This is a genomic window from Enterobacter cloacae complex sp. S1, from assembly GCF_014930525.1.
Taxonomy (GTDB): Bacteria; Pseudomonadota; Gammaproteobacteria; order Enterobacterales; family Enterobacteriaceae; genus Enterobacter; species Enterobacter hormaechei_C.
On record NZ_JADBRE010000004.1, the window covers coordinates 297,950 to 323,506 of the forward strand.

Below are 25,557 nucleotides of genomic sequence, written 5' to 3' on the forward strand. Positions count from 1 at the left end.
AAGCAGAAACCCGCCACGAGGGCGGGTTCTTTTAATGGAAATAATTCAGAACGACCAGCGCAGATTGGCGTTAACAGAGTTGACGCGGGTATCCGCACCATATTGTCCCTGGTAACCCACATCCAGCGTCGCAGCACGCGACAGCTGTACGCTCACGCCGATATCACCGACCATCACATCCTCATCCACGGCCTGTCCCTGAGTAATGAACGCGTCGCTGCCCGCAAACGCCATGCGCGAAGAGGTATTCTTATCGCCATAGGCGTGCTGCCAGCCCAACGAACCGTAGAGGTTAACGTGCTTCGGCAACTCGGTCACACCGCGCAACCCGAGTGTCGTATAGAAGGTGTTCATCGTTTCGTTACGGACGCTCAGCGCAGCGGCACCGCCGTCTTCCCTGAAGCTGTCGGTATGCAGCCGGATGTACGATAAATTGACGAACGGCTCAATATTCCTGTCTGGCTGGCCGAAACGGTAGCCCGCTTCGGTGAACGCCAGCAGGGAGTTCGCGTCGTAATCTGACTTCAGCCGATCCGAGAAGCCGCTGAAATCAACATTGCGCTCGCCTTCGATCTTGTGCCAGGTGTAACCCAGCGCGCCGCGAAGGGAGAACGCATCCTGTTGACCCGCCGCATACAGACCAAGGTGATAGTTGTCGGTATCCGTTGAGGAGCGACGGCTGTCGACGTCATAATCACCCCGGCTGTAGCCGAAGTAGCCGCCGACACGCACGTTATGGTCCGCCAGTTTGCGATCTGCCCCCAGCAGGAAGCCGGTGGTGTTGCCGTCCAGCTTGCCCACGTTACCGTCGCCGCTGTTACGGCTCCAGGAGCTGAAGGTCTGGCCCCAGACGCCATTGTTTTGCGGCTCCGGCTGCTGCACCAGCGACATGGCTAACGGTGGTATCGGCAGGCTGTCGTTATCAAACGCGCGCTGCATCCGCTGGTTTAACACGTTAAACACCTGCGTGCTGCCAGCGATCAGGTTGGACTGCATTGACGGATAAACTTCACCAGAAAGCTGGTTGAACGCCTCGCGCGCTTCCGGTGCGCTTAGCAGAAGCAGCGAGTTATACAGCGCCAGCGACGGGCCGCTTTGCGTCAGCGTGGAGAGCGCGCCAGCGGTATTCCACTGGTTGCTGCTTTGGGCCACGGTCTGGAAAATGCCCGGCTTGCCGCTGCCCGGGTTTTCACCTCCGGGGTTTTCACCACCAGGATTCTCACCGCCAGGATTTTCGCCTCCGGGGTTTTCACCGCCAGGATTCTCACCGCCAGGGTTTTCGCCTCCGGGGTTTTCTCCTCCAGGATTCTCGCCACCGGTCTCTTTCTGCGCGATGGTCAGATCGACGGCGTTGGTGCTTTGCTTAAGCGCCACGTCGAGGAAGGCGGATTTGGAGATCGCTCCGGCGAACTCACCGTCGATTCCCCCGTCGGAGGTCAAAATGCGGTAGCTTTGGCCCGTTTTATAGCTGGTTTGCGGATCCAGCGCGGTGACCTGTACCTTAGCCTGATTGCTGATGGTGGTTTTGCCCGATACCAGTAGCTGGTCGCTGCGGCCATCTCCTGCGATATCCACGTCATAGAAGGATTCGCCGATAAAGTTCAGATAGCGTTTCAGCGTCAACGTACCGATATTGCCGTCGCCGGGCGAGATATGTCCGCCGGACAGGATCTCGGTCTGGCCCAGCGTCCCGTTGCCGCCCAGCGTGCCGCCGGACTTGATTGACGCGGCGCTGCTGTAACCCACCCCGTTGCTGACGTCTGAACCCGCCGTCGCGTTGAGGATCAGCGTACCGCCGTTCTCCGCGCTAAGGGTCTGGACGTCAAAGATATCGTCTTCTGGCTGGGTATTAATATTGCTGGCAATGATGACTTTACCGCCCCGCGCGGTTACGTTCGCCTTGAGTGCGGAAAGATCGCCGTTCAGCGTCGTCTGCCCGGAGGTATTGATCACATCACCTTCACCGCTCATCGTGTTGCTGAAGAGGTAATTTCCGTCGGTATGGTTGAAGTAGACATAGCTGCCGAACAGTCCGCCACGCAGGCTGATTGCCGTCTTCGCATCGAGGGTACCTGCGCCGCCCGCCGTGCCAAGCGTTGGCTCAGTTAAACCCGTGCCGGTGTCCATATTGCCGCGGCTGCCGATGATGAGCGCACCCCGGTTCGAGCCGGAACCCGATGTCCCCACGATTAGCGCATTGCTGCCCGCGGAAAATGAACCTCCGTCAATCACAGACAGCACGCCATTGCCGTAATCGCCCACGCTCACGCTGCTGCCGCTGGTAAAGCGCGAGTCCTTGCCTGCAATAACCAGTTCGGCAGTTTTCCCTGCGCCGGAGACGCCCGCCACCTGCACGCCGCCAACGTTAACCACCCCGCCGTTCAGCACGTCCAGGTCGCCATATAGCGTCAACGTACGGCCAACGTTCCACTGTGAGCCGCTCCCCGTGACGGTGGCTTTCGGGCTCAGCGTGTCGGTTTCACCCGGCCCGGTACCGTTGCCGATGCGCGCATCGTAAGCGGTGCTGAGCGCCGCGCCGTCTTCAATCGCAAGCGTGGAGCGTGCGCCCAGATCGGTGCCTACGCTAAGAAAATTACTGGTCACACGAGAGCCGGCACCCGTAGCGATAAGGTGGCTGTCGTAGCCGCGGGTGGTGCCGACAACGATCTCCTTCGCGCTCGCCAGCGCGCCCTCTTCGACTCGCAGGGTGCCGAGGCCAAGATTCAGGTCGCCGCGCAGGACGTACCGATCGTTCACCGCGTTAAGCTCAGCGTCTGGCCCACGGACCGTGACCACGCTTTCATAAATTTTGCCGTCGAACAGCCGACCGATATTGATGTTATAGGCGGTGATTTTGCCATTATCGATCAGCAGGTTTCCGCGTTGGTTACGTCCAACATAAACATCTCCGGTGTAACCCAGCGTTTCGGTAATACGCGACTCGCCATCAAAAAAGGCATCGGCTGCACGCGCGACATCGGCAGGTAAAAAAAGTAACAGCGGCGCGGAAAATAGAGCGAGGTAAAGTCTGGAAAGCGGTGTCTTAACCGCTAAAGAATGTGATGTAGAGTTATTCACGGGCTATCTCCGTACTCATTAGCATGATGTCAGGAACATCGTTTTTATATGAAAACTCAGATACGTCAGATAACGTAAAAGGCGTTATTTCAGTACGCCTTTTAATGCGGTGCTAATTATTTATGTGTGACAACTGGTGTACAGGTTGGCGCGCTCAGCGTCGGTGCAGATCCTAAAATTCCCGGCATCATCATCGATGAACAATCGAAAATACGCCCTTTTTCTGTCGTGGCGCGATAAGAGAGTTTTTGTCCTCCCAGTGCGTCCGGCTGGGCGCCATTAACGTTGGATACGGTTATTTCATCCGATGAGCCCAGTCCCAGCATTTTAGCGGTCTCCGCCTGTAGGAGTGGAATAGCCTGATCGGTTTTCAACGTGGAACAACCGGCTAGCATCAACGTAACGGTTAAAACGATGAGTGGTTTTTTCATAAATTATCCTTGATATCCAACCAGTTAATTTCACTGATTGTATTTATGTTTTCTTTTACCCAAATCAGCGAATAATATATTTCTCTTTCCTAATCGAAAAAACCCTCCTAAAGTAGGGTGGGTAGATAATAATTCATCTGTACTCTAAGATATGCGAAGGTAAAAGGAGGCTCCTTTGGGACAGAATTATGCGTTAGTCGTTGATGACCATCCATTGGTAGCAAGCGGCATCGCCAATTTTCTGATTACACATTGCCATTTTAAGCAGGCGTGTGTGGTGACGAATGAGGATGATTGCTACCGCCAAATTAGGGATCATGGCCCGCCACGTTTGCTGGTAATCGATTTTTGGCTCTCTTCCGGAACGGCCCTGAAATTACTTAAAGAAGTAAAGCAACTTTACCCACAGGTACGACTCCTGGTGGTCAGCGGGGATGACAATAATGATATCTGGCGCAAAGTTAATGCCGCCGGGGGACACGGTTTTGTATTGAAAAGCGAGCCACCTGAGATGTTCTCGCGGGCCGTTTTCGCACTCACTGATAATCAGACCTGGTTTCCTGAGGGAAACGAAATTTCCGTTAAGACGAATAATGAGAAGTTAAGTAAATTTAACTTAACGCCGCGACAAATAGACGTGTTAAATATGATTATGCGCGGCCTGCCAAATAAACGCATCGCCGCCCAGCTTTCAATTTCTGAGCCCACGGTCAAAGAACACATCAGCAATATATTGAAAAAGATAGGCGTTAACAGCCGGGTCGAAGCCATCACGCTCCTGCATGGCAAGCAGGAACCGTCGGAATGAGGTTTTTTCAGAGCTTACAAAATGATGGTATCTCTGCTCCGGCGCAGATCCGTTTGCTAAACAACACCTTTCTGCGGCTGGTATTCAGCTTTAGTGCGGTACCCTTTGTTGGTATTCCTTTCGCCATCTGGATTTATATGCTTGGGGATGAACTCGGCCCGACGATTATCTGGATAATTATTTATCTGCTATGTGCCGTGGCGATACGAATATTGCACCGACGCTATCAGCGTGAAGCGAAAGAAAACGGTGAAAGGGACGTTCTGCGACGCTGGCTTCCGCGTATTAATAATATTGCCTTTATTCACGGGCTGGGAATTTCATCACTCTATTTAATTACGCCACAGACGCAGAATTTTGACTTTTTCCTGTTACTTAATATCAGCATTGCCGCCATCGTCGCCGCCAATGCGACGCATCTGACGCCTGTCATTAGTACCTTTACGCGTTTTTTCTTCGCCTCCTGGGGGGTGCTGAACCTCGGTATTATCTGGCGGCTGGATGAGTTGATGTTCATCGTGCTCATGCTGAATCTGCTTTACGGCTTCGCGATTTACCGCCATGCGTTAACTTCCCATGCGTTCTTTATTCAGCAAGCGCTGCTTGAGGAAAAAAGCTCACGCCTTGCGGAACAGTTTCGTCAGGCCAAAGAGGACGCGGAGCAGGCATTGCTGGATAAAAATCAGTTTCTGACCACTGCCAGCCACGATCTGCGCCAGCCCGTACACGCAATGGGCTTTCTGATCGAAGCCATCCTCCACCGAAACCGGGACGACAGCCTGACGCCGCAACTCCTTGACCTTCAGCAGAGCGTTCGCTCGGTGCATTTAATGCTCAATTCTCTGCTCGATCTGAGCAAAATAGAATCCGGGAATGTCCTCTCTGCCCCGACCAAAGTGGATATCGGTGCTCTGCTCGACTCGGTCATCACGCTGTTTCGTGAAGAGGCCAACAGCCGCGCGCTTAGGCTGTGTATCCGGCGGCCTAAACGCCGTATCGACGTGATGGGCGATCCGCTGCTGGTGCGACAGTCCCTGATTAACCTGATTCAAAACGCCCTTCGCTACACGCTCCAGGGCGGGGTGCTGGTCGCCATCCGACCGCGCGGTGACGAGTGTATGGTGGAGGTGTGGGACACGGGAGTCGGTATCGCCGATGAAGAGAAGGGCAAAATCTTCTCACCTTACTACCGCCCCGAGCTGGCATGGAAGATCGACAGCGCCGGGCACGGGCTGGGACTGGCCGTCGTTGCCCGTTGTGCCAAGCTGATGAAGGTGAAATACGGAATGCAATCCATTGAAGGTAAAGGCTCACGCTTCTGGATGCGCTTTATCCAATATGCTGGCGAAGATAGCGTGCTGGACACCCCGCCCGCCGCTGACAATACCGCCACGCCGGTACGCTATGCGCCTCTGCACGGTTCCTGCCTGGTCGTTGATGACGACCCGCTGGTGACGTCTGCCTGGGAGAGCCTGATGAGCGTCTGGGGAATCGACGTACGCTGTGCGGCCTCGGCTGAAGAAGCGTTTGCCATAATCGACGACGGCTTTACGCCGTTCGCCGTGCTGTGCGACCAGCGCCTGCGATCGGGCGAAAGCGGCTTCGACATCCTGAAAGCGCTTTTTGAACGTCTGCCGGATATGAGCGGCGCGATAGTCAGCGGCGAATTTAATTCTCCGGTTCTGCTGGAGGCGGAGCAGGAGGGGTACCTGGTGCTGCGCAAGCCTCTGGAGCCGGCTAAACTGCATGCGCTGCTGACGCAGTGGTCAGGGTGTCGTGGATAGGGGAATAGATAATAGCAGCATTGCGCTTCACTGTAGGGCCAGATAGTACGCGGTGTCCTGCTGTGATGCCAATGTGTCGGTATGGCTGACGCCGCTGAGGGAGGATTTCGCGGGCCTGATTAATGATTTCATCGTGCATGATTCAGCCTCCTGTGGTGATCTGCATGTTGCTTCTACCGGGCAGGGCGGGAGATGTTGGAAACGGCCCCGAAGGAGTCATTAGAGTTGCTACCAGCGAAGTTCCGCAGTGGGCAATAATGTCAGTTTTCGAGCGTATACTCTAAGATATCTTCAACTCGTTGATATATATAAATTTGACGAATATCGTCAGGTAGCGATTTATCCGCCAAATTAAGTTAAACTTCGTCACAGGTTTCAGTGAGTTATGGGACGGATAACAGAATGACCAGCGAAGAGGCACTTTTAAAATCAGGTTTTAGCAAACGAGATCTTCAAAAGTTAAAAAACAATATTGAAAATTACGGTGGTTCGTTTGATAGCGTAACTCATGACCTGGCCAATCGTTTTAAGGCTATGAAGTGGATAACTATTATTGCCTTCATCATACTGGCTTTAACTCTTTTACTTGCATCCAAGGATACAAGCCTGACACTTGCGCTCACATTATTGATTGTACTACCTTTCATCTGGTATATAACGCCAGCAAAACTTGGCTACAAATCCTGGCGTTATCGTAAAATGCTGACTAATTCTGGGACGGGTCGCTGACGGACAACAGATCAAAAATAATCTTAGCTTTCACGCCATAACCCGCTATTTTCATTGTAAGCTGCGGGCGGCTCAGTGTGCTCACCTTTCGGTAATAGTCAGCAGGGAGATAACGAAACAGTCGCCAGGTACCAGGTCGCCGTAACAAGCCAAAAATGGTGTACGCATTAGCGGCCAGTGAAATTGATTTGTAGACACCTAACCCATTCTCACGACTAAAGCCCATAAACTCAGCTGTAGACATCGCGGCATTCGCGACCAGCCCTTCACTGGTAGTGTTGTTAGTTGCGTAGCGAGCCACTTCTTTACTGATGCTGTTTGTCCCGTCAGTAACCAGAATCGCACCAGCAAGAACCCCGAGAGGGGTCATAGTGCCTATGAGGGTAAATCCTGCGGCTATTTCAGCACCGGCCAGGACAACACTAACAGCCGAGATCACATACCCAACAATTTTGTTATTCTCTCGGATAAACTCGACTTTAGCGTAAAGCTTCGCTGCCTTCGTTCTTAATAAACGCGCTTGTTCCAGCAGGTTACTGTTTTCTTCTCTGAGAATTTTAACGCATTCCATGCATTCTTCATCTGATTTAGCCCGACGAGCTAACGTAAACTGATGTTCTATGAGGTCCCGAATTTCCTGAACAAACTTCATTCGAGTCAAACTATCGCTGAGATGAAAAGCCGACAGAGTGTTGGCTGTATTTACCAGTTTCCTGGCTTCCATATTCACCATAGTTTCCGCCCAGGCTTTATTTCTTCCATCTGAGCGCATCATGTTAAGTAATGCTGCATCCATTGTAGTTCCTCTCAATTGCTTTACCGGCCTCTGCTTAGACTGATAAATGCCCCCATGACAGCCATGCGTGCCAACGCACACACAATATAGTAGCAATGTGGTTACGGTGTCTGAAGTAGAAGTCGCTTTTTACAGCTTCGTTCCTCGGCCTACTTTACTGCGGTTAGCCAGGGCCTGTTCCAGCAGTGTACGGAACGCCGAAAGGTCACTTTTCAGGATGTCCCGGATGGATTTACCACCGATGAATCTAATAAAACAGTTAGCCGATGGGGGGTAATCACGGATACGTGATGCCGCTCTGTCGGGCTCTGTCCAATTGATATGTGCATTTGTAATGCTCAAATAGATCGGTGAAGGTCAGGTTTTTCTGCTTCTGTGTGGCGGTAAAGGCGGTAAACAACGCCAGTTGTACCACCGGGAAGCGGGGCCGGAGGAGAGATAAGGGCGGTAACTACTGTTCAAACAACGAGTTGCTGACTCAGAAAGCAAAAACCCCCGCCGAAGCGAGGGTTATAAATAAGTGGTGCCCGGACTCGGAATCGAACCAAGGACACGGGGATTTTCAATCCCCTGCTCTACCGACTGAGCTATCCGGGCAACGGGGCGCATTAAACCCGATCCTCCTTCCGGCGTCAACGAAATTTGTTGCTTTCGGTGCAGACTGCACACTCTCTCACCATTTCGTCGCAAACTTAAGCGAAAAAGCGCGTCCAGAGCGCGGAAAGCGGCATCGCGAGCAGCAGGGCAGGGAGCATGTTCACCACTGCAAACATCTTAATGCCACAGATGCGCAGCCCTGTCGCCAGCAGTAACAGGCCGCCGACGGCGGTAAAGTCTGCCATCATCGCTGGCGTTGTCAGCGGCAGGATCAGCGTGGCGCAGGTGGCCAGCGCCAGCTGAATAAGCAACATCGGCACACAAATCGCGGCGACGGCGATGCCGAGGGTGGTGGCAAAAATGGTGGCAGTAAAGAAATCCAGAAACGCTTTCGCAATCAATATGCTGGGATCGCCGGTCATCCCTTCCTGCATCGAACCGAATATCCCCGTGCCGCTGGCGCAGAACAGAATAATGATCGCAACGTAGTTCTGAATAAACGACTCGTGTGTGCCGTGCTTTGCCTTGCCTGGTCGGGCAATCAGATTTTTGGCTTTGCCTACTGCGTGATTAATACCTTTTTCCAGATAGCAAAACTCGCCGATGAGCGCGCCGAGCAGCGTCGCCAGTACCATCACCGGCAGGTTGGCGCATTTCACCACTAAAAGGATACCAATCCCTAACGACGCCAGGCCAAAAATAGAAGGCATGGACACGCGAATACGCTCCGGCAGGCGCTGACTTAATACTGCCCCAAGTACACCGCCCAGCAATACGGCTCCCGCATTGATAAAGGGTCCAATTACCACGTTTAACTCCTGTTATTTAAGCACTGGCATTGCATGATTATGGCACGTTCGTCCCTGATTACGCTTAGCTTTGGGAGGCGTAACGCATACTGATTCCTTCTTGCACCTGAAAATAAAAGGTGACATGATTGCGCGAATTTTCTCCTTCCTGTCTCGCCGTTCGGTGAGGGTATTTGCGCCTATGAAAACCATGAAAATTGCCGTCAGCCGTGAGCTGGTATCCAAAGTTTCTACGCATCGCGAAAAAGTTATGCTGGATAACACTGATTTCACCGATGTGGCGGCAGTCGTCATTACGGTTGTTGAAAGCTACAGCGGCATTCTCGCATTGCTGAAGCGTACGGGCTTTCAGTTACCGGTATTTTTGTTCTCAACAGAGCCAGGAGAGGTGCCAGAGGGTGTCACGGCGATCATCTCGGGTAAAGCACAGGAATTGCTGGAACTGGAATCTGCCGCCTGCCGGTATGAAGAGAACCTGCTGCCACCCTTTTTTGACACCCTGAGCCAGTATGTGGCGATGGGAAACAGCACCTTTGCCTGTCCGGGTCACCAGCACGGTGCCTTTTTCAAAAAACACCCGGCGGGGCGGCAGTTCTATGATTTCTTCGGTGAGAACGTTTTTCGCGCCGACATGTGCAACGCCGACGTTAAGCTGGGCGATCTGCTGATCCACGAAGGCTCCGCCAAGCACGCGCAAAAGTTCGCGGCGAAAGTATTCAACGCGGACAAAACCTACTTCGTGCTGAACGGCACGTCGGCGGCCAATAAAGTGGTGACCAATGCGCTGCTGACCCGTGGCGATCTGGTGCTGTTCGATCGTAACAACCACAAGTCCAACCATCATGGAGCGCTGATCCAGGCCGGGGCAACGCCTGTCTATCTTGAGGCAGCCCGTAATCCGTTTGGTTTTATCGGCGGGATTGATGAGCACTGCTTTGATGAGGCCTGGCTGCGGGAACTGATCCGTGACGTCGCGCCGCAGAAAGCCGCCGAGGCGCGCCCGTTCCGTCTGGCGATCATTCAGCTCGGCACCTACGATGGCACGATCTACAACGCCCGTCAGGTGATCGACAAGATCGGTCACCTTTGCGACTACATCCTCTTTGACTCCGCCTGGGTCGGCTACGAGCAATTTATCCCGATGATGGCGGAAACGTCTCCGCTTCTGCTGGAATTGAACGAGAACGATCCGGGAATTTTCGTGACCCAGTCGGTCCACAAGCAGCAGGCCGGGTTCTCGCAAACGTCGCAGATCCATAAAAAGGATAACCATATTCGCGGTCAGTCGCGCTTCTGCCCGCACAAGCGGTTGAACAATGCGTTCATGCTGCATGCCTCCACCAGCCCGTTTTACCCGCTGTTTGCTGCGCTGGACGTGAACGCCAAGATCCACGAGGGCGAGAGCGGACGCAGGCTGTGGGCGGAGTGCGTCGAGCTGGGCATTGAAGCACGCAAGGCCATCATCGCCAACTGCAATATGATCAAACCGTTTATCCCGCCGGTGGTGGCGGGGCGGCCATGGCAGGATCACCCCACACAGGCTATCGCCAGCGAGCGTCGCTTCTTTAGTTTTGAACCGGGTGCAAAATGGCACGGTTTTGAAGGCTATGCCCGCGAGCAGTATTTCGTCGATCCGTGCAAGCTGCTGCTGACCACGCCGGGCATTGATGCTGAAACAGGTCACTATACCGATTTCGGCATTCCTGCGACCATTCTCGCCCACTACCTGCGCGAGAACGGCATTGTGCCGGAGAAATGCGATCTCAACTCCATCCTGTTCCTGCTGACGCCAGCCGAGAGCGCGGAGAAGCTAATGCAGCTGGTGGCAATGCTGGGGCAGTTTGAACAGCATATTGAAGACGACACACCGCTCGCGGATGTGCTTCCGACTATCTATCAGAAATACCCGGTGCGTTACCGCGACTACACGATCCGTCAGCTGTGCCAGGAGATGCACGATCTCTACGTCAGCTTTAACGTGAAGGATTTACAGAAGGCGATGTTCCGTCAGGAGAGCCTGCCTGCCGTGGTGATGAACCCGCAGGATGCCAACCAGGAGTACATTCGCGGGAACGTCGAACTGGTGCGTATTCGTGACGCCGAAGGACGCATTGCCGCCGAAGGTGCGCTGCCATACCCGCCGGGCGTGCTGTGTGTGGTGCCCGGGGAAGTCTGGGGTGGAGCAGTACAGCGCTATTTCCTGGCGCTGGAAGAGGGCATTAATATGCTGCCGGGTTTCTCGCCAGAGTTGCAGGGCGTTTACAGCGAGAAAGATGCGGACGGGATTAAGCGGCTGTATGGATACGTATTGAATGTCTGAACGTAGGCCGGGTAAGCGTTAGCGCCACCCGGCGAGTGCCCGGCGGCGCAAGCTTACCGGGCCTACAATACTGCGTCAGGCTTCTGCGCGGCGGTACATCCTTCTCGGATGCCCAATCTTCCCGTACAGCATCTCCACCGTCAGAAAACCCACCTCCACGCAGTGTTCCAGATAGCGCCGGGTGGTGGTTTTACTCAGGCCCGTCTCGCTCACCACCTCATCCACCGTAAAACAGTGCGCCGCCTTGTTGTTAAACAGCATTTGCACCCGCGCCAGCGTGTTCTCCTCTATCCCTTTGCTGCCGTTGTCCAGGCGATAGTTTTTCGCCTGCAATTGGTAGAGTGAATCTACGTTCTGCTGGTCGACGATCTTCCAGACGCGCTGCTGTTCGGCAAACTGCACAAAACGTTCCAGCGACTGGCTCAGGCGCTTCCAGGAAACCGGCTTGAGGATGTAGTCGAACGCGCCGTTACGAATTGCCTGGCTACAGGTGTCCATATCGCTGGCGGCGGTGATGAAAATCACCGAGCAGTTGGCGCGGGTGAGCATCGGGTTGCTGATAAGGGTGATGCCTTTGCCGTCCGGCAGGTAGTTATCCAGCAGCATCAGCTTCGGCTGTTTGCTCTCCAGTTGTACCTGCGCGTCGGCCAGCGACGCGGCAATCCCCACCAGCCTCAGGCGCGGATGTTTACCGATAAGCTCCGCGTGCAGTTGCGCCAGTTCGTTTTCGTCTTCAACAATCAGTACGTCGATAAGTTCATGTTGCATAGTCGGTATCTTCCAGTTCCTGTACGGGGTGCCGGGCCGTTCCCGTGGCGGGAATAAACAGTGAGAAAATGGCACCGCGTGGGGTGTTATCGGCAACTTCAATTGCACCGCCAGCCTGTGTGACATAGCTTTCAATCAGATACAGGCCAATACCATGATCGCCGCGCGTTTTGGTGGTGATGCCGCGCTCAAAGATCCGGTCGCGGATCTCCGGTGTGATGCCGACGCCCTGGTCGGCGACTTCAATAATCAGTTCCTGCTCGTTCAGCTTTATCAGCACGTCCACCGGGGCATGCGGGAGCGGTGCACGCTGGGTCGCTTCAATGGCGTTATCCAGCAAGTTCCCGATGATCGAGATAAGTTCCGATTCGAGCAGCGGCAGGAACGGTTTATCCACCCGGCAGGCCGGGTCGAAACTCAGCTCAACGCCTTTTTCACGCGCGCGGGCGGCCTTTCCAAGCAGCAAACCACACAGCGTCGGAGAGCTAAAGCGGGACGAGATAAAGTCCAGCAGCTCCTGAGCGTGTTCCGACTGCGCCTGTATGTAGCGAATCGCTTCGTCATAACGGCCCATATGCAGCAGGCCGGACAGCGTAGTCATGCGGTTCAGCTGTTCATGGCGCATGATGCGCAGGTTATCAACGTAGCGCTTCACCTGGCTGAGCTGGGCGCTGAGCGAGTCGATCTCGTTGCGATCGCGAAAGGTGATCACCCAGCCCTGCAACGCATCTTCCAGCATGATCCGCACCCGGCTGGCAATGACCGTGAGATCGTTAAAGCGACAGATCTCATCGTGGGTGTCTTTCGCAAGCATGGTTTGCGCGTTGAAGAACGGAACGGGCGCGATCACCTGGCTGATGAGTTGACCCCGCAGTTCGCGCGCGGGCTGGCGTAAGCCTAATAATTTACGCGCCGCCTGGTTGATCACCTCAATGCGGAGATCGTCGTCGATGGCAATCACCCCTTCATAAATGGATTCCATCATTGCCTTTTGCTGGCGCACCAGCAGGCCGATTTCGCGCGGCTCCAGAGAGAATATCTGTTTCTTGATGCTGCGGGTGAAGAACCAGGAGAAAATAAACAGGGCGATAAGCAGCAGCACGGCGGCAATCAGGATATTAACCACCTTGCTGACGGTGATGGTGTCCAGATAGCTCGTGAGATAGCCTACCGAAACAATCCCCACCACCTGCCCGGCGTCGTTAAAAATGGGCGCTTTGCTGCGCAGCGAAATGCCTAACCCGCCCTTGCGGATGGTGATGGTGCTTTTGCCGTGTAATACCTCGTCGTTATCTCCGCCAACCAGCGTTTTGCCTACCCGGTCGGCAAACACGGAGTGGAAAAGATGCAGCCCCTTATTGTCACCAATCACAATAAAACTGGCGTCGCTGCGGGCGGCTATTTTCTGCATAAAGTCATGGATACCCAGGATATCCTTTTGTTCGACTTCTTTTCGCAGGGTAGGAATAAGCGCAATTTCTTCGGCCTGTATTTTTGCGCGCGCGCTCATTTCCTGATAAAGCTGCCTGCCGACATCGACATAATAATATCCGCCCAGTAATGCGAACAGCACTGAGAAAAAGGCGACCAGCGAAATAAACAGCTTGATCTGAAACGATACTTTCATAACTATCACGCGAGATATCAACAGGTCGGCTGAATATATCATCTTTTAAGGCCAGGATGCCCGCTTTGCCGAAAACTTGTGATCCCTTGCACAGCGCAGCCTGTAAAAGATTTTTCCGAAAGTCTCATCCTCTTAAGGTTAAATGAATAAATGTTATTTCTTTGTTCAGTTAAGAAAAGAAACCATAAAAACCACGGCAATAAATAAGGCGTAAATCACATTAAATAAAAGAAACCATTAAAACCATAGCGTCCATTAAAACTTCGTTTTTAATATGCCATCCCTCACATAAAGTAAGCCTTTGTGACTCTAAGCTGAACGCACAAAATAACTAAGGGGCTTATTATGAGCACAACTGACGATTCATTCTCTGTTACCCACGACCCGATTGATATTCAGCGGCCATCGCTCAAAGAGCGCTGGTGGCATATTATGGATACCTGGAAAATCGGGATTATTCCTCTGCCGCTGTTCGTTCTGGCGGGCGCGCTGATTGCGATTGATTGCCTGGGCGGAAAACTGCCGAGCGACATTGTGGTCATGGTGGCCACGCTGGCCTTCTTCGGCTTTGCCTGCGGTGAGTTCGGCAAACGCCTGCCGATTGTCGGCAAGCTCGGTGCGGCGGCAATTTGCGCCACCTTTATCCCTTCCGCGCTGGTCTATTACGGCCTGCTGCCGGACGTGGTGGTTGAGTCCACGACCAAATTCTATAAATCCACCAATATTCTCTACCTCTATATCTGCTGCATTATCGTCGGCAGCATCATGAGTATGAACCGCACCGTACTGATCCAGGGCTTCCTGCGCATCTTCTTCCCGATGCTGTGCGGTGAAATCGTCGGCATGATTGTCGGCATGGGTGTTGGGCTGGCGCTGGGCCTCGAGCCGTTCCAGATCTTCTTCTTTATCATTCTGCCGATCATGGCGGGCGGCGTCGGGGAAGGGGCGATCCCGCTCTCTATCGGCTATGCCACCCTGCTGCATATGGATCAGGGCGTGGCGCTCGGCCGCGTGCTGCCGATGGTGATGCTCGGCGGCCTGACGGCGATCATTATCTCCGGTTGCCTCAACCAGCTCGGGAAACGCTACCCGCACCTGACCGGTGAAGGCCAGCTGATGCCGAATCGCGCCAACGCTGATGCCACTGTTTCCCAACCTGCGTTCTCCGGCAAAGCGGACGTGACGACCATCGCCTCGGGCGCGCTGCTGGCGGTGCTGCTCTACATGCTGGGCATGCTCGGTCACAAGCTGATTGGTCTGCCAGCGCCGGTGGGCATGTTGTTTATGGCGGTGCTGGTGAAGCTCTGCAACGGCGCCTCTCCGCGTCTGCTGGAGGGTTCCCANNATCCTCTTCGCTGTCGGCGTGGCGATTACCCCATGGCATGAACTGGTGGCGGCGTTCACCGTCAGCAACCTGCTGGTGATTGTCAGCACCGTTTCCGCGCTGGTGGCGACCGGATTCTTCGTTGGCAAAAAGATTGGTATGCACCCGATTGATGTCGCCATCGTCTCCTGCTGTCAGAGCGGGCAGGGCGGCACCGGTGACGTGGCGATCCTGACCGCAGGCAACCGCATGAGCCTGATGCCATTCGCCCAGATTGCTACCCGTATCGGCGGCGCGATTAACGTGTCTGTCTCACTGCTGATTCTGGGCAACTTCCTCGTTTAAGTTTTCAGGAAAGAACAATGAAACTCGCAAGCTTTTTATACCAGGGAAAACGCAGCTACGGCATCGTACAGGCCGAAGGCGTGATTGATTTGGGCCGCCGCCTGGGCGACCGCTATGGCGACCTTAAAGCGCTGTTGCAGGGGAACGGGCTGGCGCAGGCCACCCGTTTTCTGAACGACGCGGTGGATGTACCGCTGAACGCCATCACCTTCTTACCGGTGATTGTCCAGCCGGAAAAAATCCTCTGCGTGGGCATGAACTATGCCGACAAGCGCAAGGAGTTTGACCAGCACAACCCGGCCCCGACGCTGTTTGTCCGCTTCCCGGATTCACAGACCGGCCACAACGAGCCGGTGCTGAAGCCGCGCCACTCCAGCGAGTTCGACTACGAAGGCGAGCTGGCGGTGATCATCGGCAAAGGCGGGGAGAACATCAGCCGCGACGACGCCCTGCGCCACGTGGCGGGCTACAGCTGTTACATGGACGGCTCCGCCCGCGACTGGCAGCACACCTGGTTCACCGCCGGGAAAAACTGGCGGCAGACCGGAGCGTTCGGCCCGTGGATGGCGACGGCGGATGAGATCCCGGACCCGCACAGCCTGGCGATCCGCACCTGGTTGAACGGCCGCATGGTGCAGGAGGACAACACCAGCAGCATGATCCACAAGGTGGCGGAACTGATCGAGTACATCAGCACCTTCACCCGTCTCAGCCCGGGCGACGTGATCATCACCGGCTCGCCTGGCGGCGTGGGTAAAAAGCGCAACCCGCCGCTGTTTATGAAGGAGGGGGATCGCATTGAGGTGGAGATCGAGCATATCGGTCATCTGAGCAACGTGATCTTGGAAGCGCCAGCCGTCGGGCTCGCGGCAGCGCACTGAGTAAGGCGGCAGCATGCAATCGCAACCCATTGATTTTCGGCACACCGTTGTGGCGAAACACCCGGAACGCTTAAGCCAGATCCGCTACCTGCTGGCAGACAGCGGCCTTGGCCTGGACAACGACATCACGCTGTTTGTCGAAGCCTGGTCCGGCGCGCAGCTGGTGGGTTGCGCCGGGCTGGCTGCCAACGTCATCAAATGCGTGGCGGTCAACGAGCAGCTTCGTGGGGAAAACCTCAGCGCGCGTCTGCTTGCAGAGGTGGAAAACGCGGCGCTGGAGCGCGGCCATTTTCACCTCTTCCTCTGCACCCGTCCGTGCAATAAGGAGCGCTTTGGCCGCAGCGGTTTCTGGCCGATTGCCCTGAGCGGGAACAACGCGGTGCTAATGGAGAACACTCCGCAGGGGATCGCGCGCTACTGCCGATCCCTGCGCGCGAAGCGCCGGTGTGGGGAAAAAACGGGCGCGATCGTGATGAACGCCAATCCCTTCACCCTCGGCCATCGTCATCTGGTGGAGCAGGCGGCGACGCAGTGCGATGCCCTGCATCTGTTTGTGGTGCGTGAAGACGCCTCGTTCTTCCCGTTCAGCGCGCGCCTCGAGATGGTGCGTGCGGGCGTGGCGCATCTGCCGAACGTGGTGGTGCATGAAGGCTCGCAGTACATCATCTCCCGCGCCACCTTCCCGGCCTACTTCCTGAAGGAGACCGGCAAAGTGCAGCAGGCGTGGAGCGAGATCGACGTGCTGATCTTCCGGGACTATATCGCCCCGGCGCTGGGCATCACGCACCGCTTCATCGGCTCGGAGCCGTTCTGCGACATCACGCGGCAGTACAACCAGACGCTGCACGACCTGCTGGCCTCGCACATCGACGTGGTGGAGATGCCGCGCATCAAGGCCACCGGCAACGCCATTTCGGCCTCGGAAGTGCGCCGTTTACTCAAGACACAGCAGTTTTCCCGGATCCGGGAGATTGTCCCGGACTCCACCTTCGCGCACCTCGAAGCACATTATCGTGCGAGTGCGGAAGTCGCATAACTATCAGGAATTTATCATGAATATTGTAAGGGAGGCGCTGGCCGGAACGCAGGAGTCCAGCGACCTGATGGTGAAAATCGCCCCCGCTCACGGTGAGCTGGAGATTGTCATCCACAGTGAAGTGATTAAGCAGTTTGGCGAGCAGATACGCCAGGTGGTCAACGACACATTGCGCGCCATGAACGTGCACCAGGGATTAATCATTATTGAAGACAAAGGGGCGCTGGACTGTGTGATCCGCGCTCGCCTGCAAAGCGCGCTTCTGCGTGCCGCCGATGAACAGGCCATCAACTGGGGGGCGCTGAAATGAGCAAACTCCGCCGCAGTATGCTGTTCCTGCCAGGCGCCAATGCCGCCATGCTCTCTACCGCCTTTATCTACCGCCCCGACTCCATCATGTTTGACCTTGAGGACGCCGTGGCCCTGCGCGAGAAAGACACCGCACGCATGCTGGTGTTCCACGCGTTGCAGCACCCGATGTATCAGGATATCGAAACCGTGGTGCGCATTAACCCGCTGAGCACGCCGTTTGGCCTGCTGGATCTGGAGGCCGCCGTGCGCGCGGGCGTGGACGTTATTCGTCTGCCGAAAACCGACACGCCGGACGACATCTACGAGCTGGAAGGCCACCTCGAGCGCATTGAGCAGGAGTGCGGGCGCGAAGTGGGTTCCACCCGCGTGATGGCGGCGATTGAATCGGCCATTGGCGTTATCAACGCCGTGGCGATTGCCCGCAGCTCCCCGCGCCTGATCGGCATCGCGCTGGCCGCCTTTGACTACGTGATGGACATGCAGACCGAGCGCGGCGACGGCACCGAGCTGTTCTATGCCCGCTGCGCCGTGCTGCACGCCGCACGCGCCGCCGGTATCGACGCCTTCGACGTGGTGTGGTCCGACGTTAACGACGAAGCCGGGTTCCTGCGCGAGGTCGACCTGATCCGCAAGATGGGCTTCAACGGCAAATCGCTGATTAACCCGCGCCAGATAGACCTGCTGCACAACGCCTACGCCCCGACTCAGGAAGAGGTGGATCACGCCAAAAGGGTGATTGAGGCGGCAGAAGAGGGCGAGCGTAACGGCCTGGGCGTGGTGTCGCTCAACGGCAAAATGGTGGATGCACCGATTATTAACCACGCGCAGGTGGTGCTGGAGCGCGCGGCGGCCTCTGGCGTGCGTCGGTAAGGATGACATAATGAATCAGACAGAACTTCTCCATGTAAATTTCCCCCATCTGCGGGATCTTAAACCCTTTGATACCGCCCACAGCGCGACGCCGTGGCTGGCGGACAGCGAGGCGAAGCACAGCCGCAAGCTCTGCGCCTCAATTGAAGAGGCGGTTAAGCGCAGCGGCTTGCAGGACGGGATGACCATCTCCTTCCACCATGCCTTTCGCGAAGGCGACCGGGTGATCAACACCGTCGTGGCGCTGCTGGCGCGGATGGGCTTCAAAAATCTGACCCTGGCTTCCAGCTCGCTGATGACCTGCAATGACGCGCTGATCGAGCATATCGAGAGTGGCGTCATCACCCGGATTTACACCTCCGGCATGCGCGGCAGGCTGGCGGATGCCATCTCCCACGGGCTAATGGACGAGCCGGTACAAATTCACTCCCACGGCGGGCGCGTGAAGCTGCTCCAGGACGGCGAACTGAGCATCGACGTGGCATTTCTTGGCGTGCCGTGCAGCGATGAGTTTGGCAACGCCAACGGCACGCACGGAAAATCGTGCTGCGGTTCGCTGGGCTACGCCATGGTGGACGCGCACTTTGCCCGTAAGGTGGTGCTGCTGACCGAAGCGCTGGTGCCATTCCCCAATATGCCCGCCAGCCTGGTGCAGGATCAGGTGGACTACATCGTGCAGGTGGAGAGCGTGGGCGACCCGGCGAAAATCAGCGTCGGCGCGGCGCGCGTCACCAGCAACCCGCGCGAGCTGATGATCGCCCGCTATGCGGCGGACGTGATTGAACACTCTGGCTATTTCAAACCAGGCTTCTCGATGCAGACCGGCTCCGGCGCAGCGGCCACCGCCTGCACCCGTTTTATGGAAGAGAAGATGGAGCGCGGCGGCGTGAAGGCGCGCTTCGCCCTTGGCGGCATCACCGGCAGCCTGGTGGATCTGCACGAGAAGGGGCTCATCGAAAAGCTGCTCGACACCCAGTGCTTTGACGGCCAGGCAGCGGCCTCGCTGGCGCGCAACCCGAACCACGTGGAGATCTCCACCAACGTCTACGCCAACCCCGGCAGCAAGGCGGCAAGCTGCGACCAGCTCGACGTGGTGATCCTCAGCGCCCTGGAAATCGACGTCGACTTTAACGTCAATGTCATCACCGGCTCCGATGGCGTGATGCGTGGCGCATCCGGCGGACACTGCGACGTGGCGGCGGCAGCCAACCTGACCATTGTGGTCGCGCCGCTGCTGCGAAGCCGCATCCCGACCGTCGTGAAGCGCGTTACCACCCGCCTCACGCCGGGGGAGAGCATTGACGTGCTGGTCACCGACCACGGTATTGCGGTCAACCCGGCGCGCCCGGAGATCCGCGAACGACTTATGGAAGCAGGGCTGAAGGTTGTAGATATCAACGCGCTGTATGAGCGAGCGATTTCGTTGACAGGCGTACCGAAACCGATTGAGTTCACCGACAAAATCGTCGGGGTGATCCGCTACCGCGACGGCAGCGTGATCGACACCGTTCGACAGGTAAAGGAGGAAGTGTGACTATTGCGACACCCGTGCGGACGGGTGTCAGCCTGGACGAACTGCTGGCGGCGAAAGAGCGCCGCGCAGCGCGCCAGGCTGACATGCTTGCGCACTATCAACAACCGGTGATCACCCTCACGCTGGTTACGCCCGGGGAAATCAAAGACAGCCTTCGCTATCGCAACACCATGGGCGTGGCGCTGCAAATGTGCGACCAGCTGCTGTGGGAAAACCGCTGGCAGGTGCTGGACCGTAAGGTGCTGTGGCTACCCACCGGACCTGAAGCCTTGTGGTGCATCGCGCATCCGGCGGCGGAAATTAAGGCGCACTGTGCAGAACTGGAGCAGACGCACCCACTCGGCAGGCTGTGGGATCTGGATGTGATCTGCCCTGAAAACGGCCACGTCGGGCGTCAGTCGCTGGGGGCGAATCTCAGACGCTGCCTGATCTGTGACGAGCCCGCTCATGCCTGTTCCCGTTCGCGCAATCACCCCGCTGAGCAGGTGGTTTCCCGCGTGGAGAAGATGATCGATGACTGGTTTGCTCGCGACTGAACCGCGCCCGGTTGATCTCCCTGCGCTTGCCGCAGAGGCGCTGTGGCAGGAGCTGGAGCTGACGCCAAAACCGGGGCTGGTGGACAGGCTCAATAACGGCTCCCATCGCGATATGGACCATGCCTTGTTTGTCCGCAGCATTATGGCGATTACGCCGTGGTTTGCCCGGTTTGCGGAACTGGGTGAAGCACATGCGGCCAAACCTGCCGATCGGCAGTTGCGGATTCTTCGCCCAATGGGAATGGCCTGCGAGCAGGCAATGTACGCCGCCACGGGCGGGGTAAATACCCACAAGGGCGGGATTTTTGCCCTCGGTTTGCTCTGCTTCGCCGCCGGGCGTGTGAAAAATATCACTGCGGATAGCCTCTGTTGTGAGGTAAGTAACATCTGTCATGGGCTGGTGGCGAGGGAGCTGGCCGGGCGCAGTGGGCAGGCAACGGCGGGGGAGCGGCAGTTTCAGCTGTACGGTTTAACCGGCGCGCGTGGCGAGGCAGAAAGCGGCTTTGCCACGGTGCGTAAGGCTTTGGATGCGTGGAACGGTCAGTCGCTTCACGGCCTGCTGTTGCGCCTGATGGCGGTAAATCAGGACAGCAATCTCGTTTCGCGCGGCGGCATTGAGGGGCTGCGCTACGTTCAGGGCTACGCGCGGGAATTACTGGCTAACGGCTGGGACTGCGAGGCGTTGCTGAAGATGGATAAGGCATTGATTGAACGCAATCTGAGCCCGGGCGGCAGCGCGGATTTGCTGTCGGTGGGGTGGGTGCTTTCTGGAATAAAATAGCCGGGTGGCGGCTACGCCTTACCCGGCCTACGGTCTGGTTTTCCAGGCCCGGTAAGCGCAGCGCCACCGGGCACAACAATCAATGCGCGATCGGCTGCGCACCGTGCGGCTCGCGCACGTGCTTGTACTTGAACAGCGCGATGAACGCGAAGAACAGCACCAGCGAGTACCCGGCGAAGATCAGCCACACTGGTTGCCAGTTGGTGATGCCGTTAGTGGTATACATCTCAACCACTTTGCCGCTCACCACGCCGCCCAGAATACAGCCGAAGCCGTTGGTCATCATCAGGAACATGCCCTGCGCACTGGCGCGGATTTCAGGCTTCACCTCTTTTTCCACAAACACCGAGCCGGAGATGTTGAAGAAGTCGAAGGCACAGCCGTAAACAATCATCGACAGAACCAGCAGCACGGTGCCGAACGCGCTTGGGTCGCCATAGGCGAACAGACCGAAGCGCAACATCCAGGCGGCGATACTGATCAGCATGACGTTCTTGATACCGTAGCGGCTCAGGAAGAACGGGATGGTCAGGATGAACAGCGTCTCGGAGATCTGCGAGATGGACATCATCACCGACGCGTGCTCGACGATAAAGCTCCCGGCAAACAGCGGATCGTTATCGAAGCTGTGCAGGAAGGTATTACCGAACATGTTGGTGATTTGCAGTTCCGCGCCCAGCAGCATGGAGAAGATAAAGAAGATCGCCATGCGCTTGTTTTTGAACAGTGCGAAGGCGTCCAGGCCAAGCATGGTGCTCCAGCTCTGGTTTTTCTGCTGGTTAGATACCGGAATGGTGGGCAGCGTCAGGGTGAACAGCGCCAGCAGTACGGAGAGCGCCGCGCCGATGTAGAGCTGCATATGGCTCAGCTCGAAGCCCGCGAAGCTCACGCCCCACATCGCCATGATAAAGCCGATGGTGCCCCAGATACGGATTGGCGGGAAGTCGGTGACGATATCCAGACCGGCAGATTTCAGGCGATAGTAGGAGATGGTGTTGATCAGGCCAAGCGTTGGCATATAGGCCAGCGAGTTAAGCAGGATCACCATGAACATCGCCCCCGGCGTGGTCACTTCGGCCGCCATAAACAGCGTCCCCGCACCCACCAGGTGGCAAAGCATATACAGCCATTTCGCGCTTAGCCATTTATCCGCCACGATACCGAGCAGCGTTGGCATGAAGACAGCCGCAATACCCAGCGAGCTGTAAACGGCACCGATCGACGCACCATCGAACTTGAGCGTCACAAACATATAGGAGCCGAGTGTAGTCAGCCAGCTACCCCACAGGCAGAACTGCAGAAACGACAAGATTTTAAGCTGCAGCTTAAGGTTCATGTTACTTTCCTCACAAGTGAGCGGGAGATATGTTGTTTTGGGAACATTCAGGGTTGTTATTTGATGCAATTCTATCAGTTGGCAACGATATGTTTTGTTACCTCCCGCAAAAAAATGCAATCCACATTAATTTGCAGTCTGGATTGTGATGCAAATAGCATTTTCGTATGGGTGGGATGAGATGGGTGCGGTCTAATGTCCCCTCACCCTGCCCTCTCCCTCTGGGAGAGGGCAGGGTGAGGGGTAGCTTTTTAGCGGCGACGGTAGTTCTTCTGCGCCGTATTCACCTTATACAGATAGCGGCGTGATTCCGCAGACGGGTGGCGGGTGGTGAGGGTTGAGTAGACATCCCCCGGCGCCATGCTGTTGATGATGTTCGCGGCCTGCACTTTGTCATTTGAGAAGACGCGCAGCACGCTGCCCGCGCCACCGTTATAGGCGGTGATCACCGCATAGCGGCGTGAGGTTGGGTTATCAATCCCGCCCAGGTAGACATTGTTCAGCATCGCCAGGTAGGCCGTACCGGTATCAATGTTGCTTTGCGGATCGAACAGGTAGCTGCGGCTCGGCGTGCCGGATTTCCCCTGTGCGCGGAACACGTCTTTACCGGCGCTGTGCTGTACAACCTGCATCAGCCCCAGCGCGTCGGAACGGCTTACCGCGTAGGGGTTGAACGAGGACTCGGTCTGCATAATCGCCAGGATCAGCGACTCATCCACGCCATACTTACGCGACGCCTGACGCACCATGCCCAGATACTTATGCGCACGCTTGTCGAGGTGGTTCGGCACCAGGTTGATCGTGACGCTGTAGATCACTTTCAGGCCGTTGGTGCGGCTTTTCAGGCGCGTTTGCAGCAGGTAGTCGGCAAATTTCGTGGCGCGGCCTTCCCAGCGGATCGGCTGACCGGTCTGGTCAACGACCTGGCCATACAGAAACGGCTCTTTGGAGATGGTGATGTCATCGGCATCAGAGTAGAGGTCGATAGACCCCGGATCGTCGCCCATCAGCAGGGTTTTGATGATGGCCTGACGTAAATGCGCCGCAGGTTCAGTCCCTGCGATGGTTTCAACCGTAATCGTACCGTCATCGAAGTTGATGTGGCTACGGGTCTGATAGGCGTCGGTGTACTTAACGTAGTCCTTCGGTCCGGCAATAAGAACTTCGTTAAATCCCCATATGTTCTCGATGTTGTGGGCAAACTGCCCCATCAAAATGTCAAAACCGTTGGTGTCCTTGACCCAGGCTTCGTTGTATTCATCGCCTTTTTTGGAAGAACAAGACACAAGCAACGGCGCAACAAGGGCTAGCGCTAAAAGTTTTTTCATCATTCCGGGAGTGCGTGTTGTGTTTGCTTTGGGGTTGCTGTTGCCGGGTGGCGCTGCGCTTACCCGGCCTACGAAACCGTAGGCCCGTGCAAGCGCAGCGCCGCCGGGCAGCAGCCGCAGAGTATTATTTTTCCGGTGGCGTATAGCCTTCGATATGGACGTCTTTACCCTCGAACAGGAAGTTCACCATCTCCTGCTCCAGCAGTTTGCGGTGTTCCGGGTTCATCATGCTGAGCTTTTTCTCGTTGATCAGCATGGTCTGCTTCTTCTGCCACTGTCCCCAGGCTTCTTTGGAGATCTCGTTGTAAATGCGCTTACCCAGGTCGCCCGGGTAGAGCTGGAAATCCTGGCCTTCAGCGTCGCGCTGTAGGAAAGTACAAAAAATGGTTCTGGCCATACTCATTCCTCTTTGTCTTGCCGATGCTAAACCATTGCACCGACACGTAATTGCTGTAACAGGCGCTCCACGGGAGCCGCCAGCCCGACTGATGGCGGTTGCGCTAAGTTATACCAGAGAGCGTTGCCTTCATCCATGCACGACGTGAATGAGGACACGGGAAGCCACATCGGCACAATATCCAGATGGAAATGGCTGAAGGTATGACGGAACGCGTTGAGTTGCGTCAGGGTATCGGCCGCAATGCCGCGCTGTTCAAGCCATGCCCGAAGCGAGGCTTCATCCTCAAACTGTGGGAAGCAGTATAGACCACCCCACAGGCCACTCGGCGGGCGCTGAGCGAGAAACACCTCGTCGCCATGCTGCATCAGCAGCATGTACCCGGTGCGTTCAGGCAGCGTCTGCTTCGGTTTTTTCCCCGGATACTGCGCCCAGGTGTGGTTCGCATACGCCACGCAGAGGTTGTTTACTGGGCAAAGTTCGCACTTCGGTTTTGAACGGGTGCAGACCATCGCGCCCAGATCCATCATCGCCTGGTTAAAACGCTCCACCCCTTTCGCCGGAGTGACCGCTTCACTGATCTCCCACAGGCGTTTCTCAACCTCTTTCTTGCCCGGCCAGCCATCTATGGCATAGCAGCGTGCCAGCACGCGCTTGACGTTGCCGTCGAGAATAGGGAAATGTTTGCCTAAAGAGAGGGAGAGGATTGCGCCTGCGGTTGAACGCCCGACGCCGGGCAAATCCGCCACCTCGTCAAAGGTTTCCGGGAATTTACCGTTGTGGCGGGTGGCGACCTGCTGTGCGGCTTTGTGCAGGTTGCGCGCGCGGGCGTAATAGCCGAGGCCTGTCCACAGGTGCAGTACCTCGTCCAGCGGCGCGTTGGCCAGATCGGTGATTGTCGGGAAGCGCGCCATAAAACGCTCGAAGTAAGGAATGACCGTCGCGACCTGCGTTTGTTGCAACATCACCTCGGAGAGCCATACTTTGTAAGGCGTTTTTTCAATTTGCCAGGGCAGGGTTTTACGCCCGTATTTGTCGTACCAGTCCAGCACCTGGGCTGAAAATTGAGAGGCTTGCATGGTCATCGATTCGCTTAATCAGGGACGCAGATTGCAGCACAGCGTCAATCT

At 56.2% G+C, this 25,557-nt stretch carries 21 protein-coding genes, 1 tRNA gene and 1 pseudogene; 12 read left to right on the forward strand and 11 right to left on the reverse strand.

What is annotated here, in order from left to right:
* Positions 1–45: 45 nt before the first annotated feature.
* Both IM290_RS03885 and IM290_RS03890 read right to left on the reverse strand, forming a co-directional pair.
* On the reverse strand, positions 46–3,078 hold the full coding sequence (locus IM290_RS03885) for an autotransporter outer membrane beta-barrel domain-containing protein (RefSeq protein WP_193042151.1): 3,033 nt from the start codon (positions 3,076–3,078) through the stop codon (positions 46–48).
* A 116-nt stretch (positions 3,079–3,194) separates the two neighbouring features.
* Positions 3,195–3,509 (reverse strand): lipoprotein, encoded by a 315-nt coding sequence (locus tag IM290_RS03890; RefSeq protein WP_017382737.1) that lies wholly within the window; start codon positions 3,507–3,509, stop codon positions 3,195–3,197.
* Between the two features lie 175 nt (positions 3,510–3,684).
* On the opposite strand from IM290_RS03890, the gene IM290_RS03895 reads away from it, so the two are divergent.
* From IM290_RS03895 to IM290_RS03905, 3 genes are all read left to right on the forward strand, one after another.
* On the forward strand, positions 3,685–4,317 hold the full coding sequence (locus IM290_RS03895) for a response regulator transcription factor (RefSeq protein ID WP_017382736.1): 633 nt from the start codon (positions 3,685–3,687) through the stop codon (positions 4,315–4,317).
* Positions 4,314–6,101: a hybrid sensor histidine kinase/response regulator gene (locus tag IM290_RS03900; protein ID WP_086626176.1), complete on the forward strand. Its 1,788-nt coding sequence runs from the start codon at positions 4,314–4,316 to the stop codon at positions 6,099–6,101. The genes IM290_RS03895 and IM290_RS03900 overlap by 4 nt, the downstream gene beginning before the upstream one ends.
* Before the next feature lie 402 nt (positions 6,102–6,503).
* Positions 6,504–6,830, forward strand: coding sequence for a hypothetical protein (locus IM290_RS03905; protein WP_023298582.1), 327 nt, complete (start codon positions 6,504–6,506; stop codon positions 6,828–6,830).
* Here the strand turns inward: IM290_RS03905 and IM290_RS03910 are convergent.
* From IM290_RS03910 to IM290_RS03920, 3 genes are all read right to left on the reverse strand, one after another.
* On the reverse strand, positions 6,808–7,626 hold the full coding sequence (locus IM290_RS03910; protein ID WP_063134835.1) for a DUF4225 domain-containing protein: 819 nt from the start codon (positions 7,624–7,626) through the stop codon (positions 6,808–6,810). The genes IM290_RS03905 and IM290_RS03910 overlap by 23 nt on opposite strands.
* Before the next feature lie 521 nt (positions 7,627–8,147).
* Positions 8,148–8,223, reverse strand: a tRNA-Phe gene (locus IM290_RS03915).
* Positions 8,224–8,318: 95 nt separating this feature from the next.
* Positions 8,319–9,032: a DUF554 domain-containing protein gene (locus IM290_RS03920; protein WP_017692680.1), complete on the reverse strand. Its 714-nt coding sequence runs from the start codon at positions 9,030–9,032 to the stop codon at positions 8,319–8,321.
* A gap of 181 nt (positions 9,033–9,213) precedes the next feature.
* Between IM290_RS03920 and IM290_RS03925 the strand changes: the two genes are divergently transcribed.
* Positions 9,214–11,352, forward strand: a complete 2,139-nt coding sequence (locus IM290_RS03925; protein WP_058687341.1) for an ornithine decarboxylase — start codon at positions 9,214–9,216, stop codon at positions 11,350–11,352.
* 75 nt (positions 11,353–11,427) lie between these two features.
* On the opposite strand, the gene IM290_RS03930 is transcribed toward IM290_RS03925, so the two are convergent.
* The gene (locus IM290_RS03930) at positions 11,428–12,120 is read right to left on the reverse strand and encodes a response regulator (RefSeq protein ID WP_015571854.1); all 693 of its coding nucleotides are present in this window, start codon (positions 12,118–12,120) and stop codon (positions 11,428–11,430) included.
* On the reverse strand, positions 12,110–13,747 hold the full coding sequence (locus IM290_RS03935) for a sensor histidine kinase (RefSeq protein ID WP_015571853.1): 1,638 nt from the start codon (positions 13,745–13,747) through the stop codon (positions 12,110–12,112). Before IM290_RS03935 ends, IM290_RS03930 begins: the two co-directional genes overlap by 11 nt.
* A gap of 345 nt (positions 13,748–14,092) precedes the next feature.
* Between IM290_RS03935 and IM290_RS03940 the strand changes: the two are divergent.
* From IM290_RS03940 to citG, 8 genes and pseudogenes are all read left to right on the forward strand, one after another.
* A pseudogene (locus IM290_RS03940) lies at positions 14,093–15,416 on the forward strand (2-hydroxycarboxylate transporter family protein).
* Positions 15,417–15,433: 17 nt separating this feature from the next.
* On the forward strand, positions 15,434–16,297 hold the full coding sequence (locus IM290_RS03945) for a fumarylacetoacetate hydrolase family protein (protein ID WP_193042152.1): 864 nt from the start codon (positions 15,434–15,436) through the stop codon (positions 16,295–16,297).
* 13 nt (positions 16,298–16,310) lie between these two features.
* The gene (gene citC / locus IM290_RS03950; protein ID WP_193042153.1) at positions 16,311–17,333 is read left to right on the forward strand and encodes a [citrate (pro-3S)-lyase] ligase; all 1,023 of its coding nucleotides are present in this window, start codon (positions 16,311–16,313) and stop codon (positions 17,331–17,333) included.
* A gap of 16 nt (positions 17,334–17,349) precedes the next feature.
* Positions 17,350–17,643, forward strand: a complete 294-nt coding sequence (gene citD / locus IM290_RS03955; protein WP_017382935.1) for a citrate lyase acyl carrier protein — start codon at positions 17,350–17,352, stop codon at positions 17,641–17,643.
* Entirely contained in the window at positions 17,640–18,515 is an 876-nt protein-coding gene (gene citE, locus IM290_RS03960) for a citrate (pro-3S)-lyase subunit beta (RefSeq protein WP_023306921.1), read from the forward strand. Before citD ends, citE begins: the two co-directional genes overlap by 4 nt.
* Before the next feature lie 10 nt (positions 18,516–18,525).
* Entirely contained in the window at positions 18,526–20,049 is a 1,524-nt protein-coding gene (gene citF / locus IM290_RS03965) for a citrate lyase subunit alpha (protein WP_023295416.1), read from the forward strand.
* Positions 20,046–20,585, forward strand: a complete 540-nt coding sequence (citX, locus tag IM290_RS03970; RefSeq protein ID WP_126498765.1) for a citrate lyase holo-[acyl-carrier protein] synthase — start codon at positions 20,046–20,048, stop codon at positions 20,583–20,585. Before citF ends, citX begins: the two co-directional genes overlap by 4 nt.
* On the forward strand, positions 20,563–21,366 hold the full coding sequence (citG, locus tag IM290_RS03975; protein ID WP_033487650.1) for a triphosphoribosyl-dephospho-CoA synthase CitG: 804 nt from the start codon (positions 20,563–20,565) through the stop codon (positions 21,364–21,366). Before citX ends, citG begins: the two co-directional genes overlap by 23 nt.
* Positions 21,367–21,445: 79 nt before the next feature.
* On the opposite strand, the gene IM290_RS03980 is transcribed toward citG, so the two are convergent.
* From IM290_RS03980 to mutY, 4 genes are all read right to left on the reverse strand, one after another.
* Positions 21,446–22,702, reverse strand: coding sequence for a nucleoside permease (locus IM290_RS03980; RefSeq protein ID WP_015571846.1), 1,257 nt, complete (start codon positions 22,700–22,702; stop codon positions 21,446–21,448).
* Positions 22,703–22,953: 251 nt separating this feature from the next.
* Positions 22,954–24,030: a membrane-bound lytic murein transglycosylase MltC gene (gene mltC, locus IM290_RS03985; RefSeq protein WP_017382930.1), complete on the reverse strand. Its 1,077-nt coding sequence runs from the start codon at positions 24,028–24,030 to the stop codon at positions 22,954–22,956.
* Between the two features lie 124 nt (positions 24,031–24,154).
* Positions 24,155–24,427, reverse strand: coding sequence for an oxidative damage protection protein (locus tag IM290_RS03990; protein ID WP_003862425.1), 273 nt, complete (start codon positions 24,425–24,427; stop codon positions 24,155–24,157).
* 26 nt (positions 24,428–24,453) lie between these two features.
* Positions 24,454–25,506: an A/G-specific adenine glycosylase gene (mutY, locus tag IM290_RS03995; protein ID WP_169802915.1), complete on the reverse strand. Its 1,053-nt coding sequence runs from the start codon at positions 25,504–25,506 to the stop codon at positions 24,454–24,456.
* Between the last annotated feature and the right edge of the window lie 51 nt (positions 25,507–25,557).

Excerpts from the sequence above, each read along its gene's own strand:
- IM290_RS03890 (WP_017382737.1), bottom strand. The coding sequence starts at position 3,509 with ATGAAAAAACCACTCATCGTTTTAACCGTTACGTTGATGCTAGCCGGT.
- IM290_RS03900 (WP_086626176.1), top strand. The coding sequence starts at position 4,314 with ATGAGGTTTTTTCAGAGCTTACAAAATGATGGTATCTCTGCTCCGGCG.
- IM290_RS03905 (WP_023298582.1), top strand. The coding sequence starts at position 6,504 with ATGACCAGCGAAGAGGCACTTTTAAAATCAGGTTTTAGCAAACGAGAT.
- IM290_RS03910 (WP_063134835.1), bottom strand. The coding sequence starts at position 7,626 with ATGGATGCAGCATTACTTAACATGATGCGCTCAGATGGAAGAAATAAA.
- IM290_RS03925 (WP_058687341.1), top strand. The coding sequence starts at position 9,214 with ATGAAAACCATGAAAATTGCCGTCAGCCGTGAGCTGGTATCCAAAGTT.
- IM290_RS03930 (WP_015571854.1), bottom strand. The coding sequence starts at position 12,120 with ATGCAACATGAACTTATCGACGTACTGATTGTTGAAGACGAAAACGAA.
- IM290_RS03935 (WP_015571853.1), bottom strand. The coding sequence starts at position 13,747 with ATGAAAGTATCGTTTCAGATCAAGCTGTTTATTTCGCTGGTCGCCTTT.
- IM290_RS03945 (WP_193042152.1), top strand. The coding sequence starts at position 15,434 with ATGAAACTCGCAAGCTTTTTATACCAGGGAAAACGCAGCTACGGCATC.
- citC (WP_193042153.1), top strand. The coding sequence starts at position 16,311 with ATGCAATCGCAACCCATTGATTTTCGGCACACCGTTGTGGCGAAACAC.
- citD (WP_017382935.1), top strand. The coding sequence starts at position 17,350 with ATGAATATTGTAAGGGAGGCGCTGGCCGGAACGCAGGAGTCCAGCGAC.
- citE (WP_023306921.1), top strand. The coding sequence starts at position 17,640 with ATGAGCAAACTCCGCCGCAGTATGCTGTTCCTGCCAGGCGCCAATGCC.
- citF (WP_023295416.1), top strand. The coding sequence starts at position 18,526 with ATGAATCAGACAGAACTTCTCCATGTAAATTTCCCCCATCTGCGGGAT.
- citG (WP_033487650.1), top strand. The coding sequence starts at position 20,563 with ATGACTGGTTTGCTCGCGACTGAACCGCGCCCGGTTGATCTCCCTGCG.
- IM290_RS03980 (WP_015571846.1), bottom strand. The coding sequence starts at position 22,702 with ATGAACCTTAAGCTGCAGCTTAAAATCTTGTCGTTTCTGCAGTTCTGC.
- mltC (WP_017382930.1), bottom strand. The coding sequence starts at position 24,030 with ATGAAAAAACTTTTAGCGCTAGCCCTTGTTGCGCCGTTGCTTGTGTCT.
- IM290_RS03990 (WP_003862425.1), bottom strand. The coding sequence starts at position 24,427 with ATGGCCAGAACCATTTTTTGTACTTTCCTACAGCGCGACGCTGAAGGC.
- mutY (WP_169802915.1), bottom strand. The coding sequence starts at position 25,506 with ATGCAAGCCTCTCAATTTTCAGCCCAGGTGCTGGACTGGTACGACAAA.